The sequence below is a fragment of the Arthrobacter sp. B0490 genome (assembly GCF_002929355.1).
Classification (GTDB): domain Bacteria; phylum Actinomycetota; class Actinomycetes; order Actinomycetales; family Micrococcaceae; genus Arthrobacter_D.
In genome coordinates this window covers 1-3,490 of record NZ_PJIR01000034.1, presented here as the reverse complement: position 1 = coordinate 3,490, position 3,490 = coordinate 1, and the positions used below count along the sequence as shown (strand labels likewise).

General features: G+C 68.5%; 1 protein-coding gene and 1 pseudogene. One reads left to right on the top strand and one right to left on the bottom strand.

Annotated features, from left to right (window positions below; all coding sequences use genetic code 11):
* The coding region (locus CXQ97_RS20140) for a hypothetical protein (RefSeq protein WP_219815469.1) at positions 1-326 on the top strand (326 nt) is incomplete at its 5' end.
* 2,161 nt (positions 327-2,487) lie between these two features.
* Here the strand turns inward: CXQ97_RS20140 and CXQ97_RS18435 are convergent.
* Positions 2,488-3,079, bottom strand: a pseudogene (locus CXQ97_RS18435) (dihydrofolate reductase family protein).
* Positions 3,080-3,490 lie beyond the last annotated feature (411 nt).

The window sequence follows — 3,490 nt, the reverse complement described above, 5'->3', positions numbered from 1 at the left end:
AACCAGCAAATTCAACCAATCAAAAAACAATCGGTATCAACAAACTTGGCACACTATTGAGTTCTCAAACAACAGGAACATGCGATTACTTGCGAAACCGGCGCTTGCACGCTTTCTCGGCCCTGCTTTCCTTCGCCGTTATGTTTACAGCTTATTTCATTCTCTTTTCTCTTGTCAAATCCTCCGCTTTGGCCTACAGCCTGCAGAAAGACGTACGACAAGACAATCCCATGACAATTAATGGTCGAATTCCCATGCCCTTTAGAGCGCACGAACCGACCATTGGTTTTGAAGGGGTTGGTCGCCCTCACCGGGGCAACTCATGAAACATTACACGCCGGTCGGCGTGCGGGCAAACCGGAGCGGCGTCGCCTGCGTCACGCCGGCAGGTGGTGTCCTCGCCGTCTTCCCGGGCCGCTCCATCGCCTCCTGCTGCAGCCCGTTGCATGCCCGGTTCCCCGGTACGCAGGGCCGCTCCGACCGTGCTGCGTATCGCTGGACTCCAGCCACTGTCGGTACTACTCCCGCGCGGGTCGACGATGCCGATGACCCGCGTCGAGTATCCGGAAGGGCAGCGCTGTCCCGGTCACCCGCCGACGCGCACGGGTGACCCGACACCCGCGGCCATGCGCGAGTGACGCGGACGGCCGGTCGCCTACCCACCACCGGAGCGAGTGCTGGACGTGCTGCACCGAGCATGCCCGGTGTGCTCGTGGAACCAGGTCGTGGTGACGAAGTGGTTCCTGGCCTGGCTCCGGACCCGATGCCACGTGCATCGTCGGCTCTCCCCGGGCGTCGCGCACAGCGTCGACGTCGGCCTCGGAGTCCGCCGCGGGGCGAGGCGACTGCGCCTGGACCCCGGCCGCCCTGCCCCTCGACACCGCCCTTCGTCGGCGCCCCGGAGGCGTGGCGGACGTCGACCGCCTCGATGCCGTGCGCGACGGACGCGGCCCGCTGGTCCGCGCCCTATTGCCGACCGAACAGAACCACCCGGGCCGCGGACGTGCGACGGTCCTGACTCATCCTCACGGTCTACATCCCGGCATCGAGGTGTAGGAGAGTCCGTCGGAGAACGTCTCCTGTCCGGTCGGCGCGATGATTCTCTGCCCGACGTTGGCACACGGACGCAGGCCGGACAGCGTGCAGGCGCCCGGGCCGCCACGCAGCCGGAAAGCGGTCCGACCTCGCCATCGGCCTCCGATCGGGCGAGTGCGCCGACGACGCGAAGGCGTTCGCGGGCGGCCTCGATGCGGACCGCGCCGGCAGATGGCTACTCCCCCGCCCGTGCGACACCACCCCGCCGGGATCATGCTCGGCCGGTGGCCGGGCGGCCCGGCGGGTGAGTCCTCAGCGGTTCGCATGTCATGAAATGCTCGCGCCCGGCGGATCACCCGGGTCTGCACACCGCCGTCCCGGAGGTGGTACCGGAGGAATACGACACCGGTCCCGGATCGGCGATGATCGATGAGCTCGAGGTCGGAACACGTGTCGGTCCTCGAGCCCGGCTCGTCCCCCGCCCAGGACTGCGGCTCGGCCGTACGGCCGGCATTCCTCGACCGGCCCGGCCTCGAATGCCAGGGATGCGAGGTCCACACCCCCTTCGAGGACATCGCTACCGGCCGCGGCCTTCAGGTCGCGCTGCGGTGGTGTCGACATGCCGTTCGATTCAGGTGGTGGTGGACGATGCGGCGGTCAGCGTCGTCAGGTAGACGACCCTGGTCGCCGGCTGCCAGGCCATCGCGAACTCGGCCGTGAGGTCGGACTGCGCCGACGTGGCGTCGGTCTCCCGTGGGCCCTGACTTCGTGCAGGCGCCGCCCGCGGCGTGCAGCAGGTCCGTGTGGGACCGGAACACCTCGTCGTCGTCCACCGGAAGGAGTCGCAGGCGCCACACACGTCCTCGACAGGGCCGCCCGTCGTATCGGCCTTGTCGATCGATCCGGTCCTGCACGGCCTTTTCCCCCCGGTCGCGATCCAGGCACGTGTCGGTGGGATGCCCGACGTGGCGCACACCTCGAGTCGACCTGCCCGGCGAGGCCCGATCGTCGTCCTGCGATGCACCGGCGGACCCCGGGTCGCGCGCCGCCCGCCCTCGTCGAGGAACTCGACCCGGCATCTCGTGGCGAGCGGCTCGATGGCCGGGGCCTCCGTCCATCGCTGACGGCCGCCGGACGCTCGTCGACCTCGATCTCCTCACGAGGCACCGTTTCGCCCACGATGCCTCATCTCTCTCCCAGGTGGTCACCGCCGGTATCTCTCGGGAACGAGCTGAGGCGACGCGTCGAACGCGTGCAAGGCGGCGCCTCACCGCATATCGGCATCCATCAGAACTCCTGGTTGCCGGCGACCACCGGCCCTGCGACCGGATCCGATGCGCGTTCGGCGGCCTGTACCGCGGCGAGGTGGACATCGAGGCGGGTCACGGAGGACTTCCAGAGGCACCGGGAGCGATCGGTGCCGTGGGCAGCGTCGGTCCGGGGGCCCGACGCTCAGTGGCGCACCCGACAGCTCAGGTGAAGCACCCGCTTGCCCTGAATCACCACGTCGGGATCCTCCAACAGGCGCTGCGCGTCGACCGACCCGAAGTATGGCTTGCCGGACGCGAACACGACGGGGACGACGTCCATCCGCACCTCGTCGACGAGGCCCGCGGCGAGCACCTGCCCACCGACGTCGCCGGCGGCGACCTCGACGATGCGGTCGCCGGCGAGCTCCTGCACCTTGGCCACGGCTTCCTCGACACTGCCGACGCAGTGAAAGGGCCCCGGGGTCTCAGCCCTCGGGCTCGGACCGGCGTGTCAGGACCACCACGTGGTCGACCCCACCCGGAGGCTTCCCGTCCCACCCGTCCGTCATGTCGAAGCCGTAGCCGTAGCCGTAGCCTCCGACGATGGTCGCCCCGATCTGATTCCGATGGGGCCGGATGTCGTCGAAGGACGTCTGCGACACCTTCAGCTCGCCGCTCTCGTCCAGTGGGACGTCCCCACCCGACAGCCGGCCGAACAGTGGCCCGGGCTGATCGGTGTCGTCAGCGATGAAACCGTCCACCGATACCGAGCCGTACATGACGACCTTGCCCATGGGGCCCTCCTCAGCGTCCGAGTGCCCCGTGATGGCCCGGGAGGGCTCGAGGTCTCCTGGACGGGAGGTTCGCTGCCGCTCCGGGAGACCCGACGCGGCCGTCGAGGACGCCGGCACTCTCTGGCGCCGGACTCCCTGGCGCCGGCTCCGCCTGGCCCCGTCTGGCAGACCGGTCGGTTGCCGGGTTGCCGGTGTCGAGGTTGCCGGTGTGGGGTGTCTGTGGGGTGTCTGTCCGGTGTCTGTCCGGTGTCTGTCCGGTGTCTGTCCGGTGTCTGTCCGGTGTCTGTCCGGTGTCTGTCCGGTGTCTGTCGACCCTACCGGTGGTGGGTGGGTGGGGTGGTTAACGGGGAAGAGGCCCCACCGGTGGTGGGGCCTCTTGCCTGTAATGGTTGTCCGGCGGTGTCCTACTCT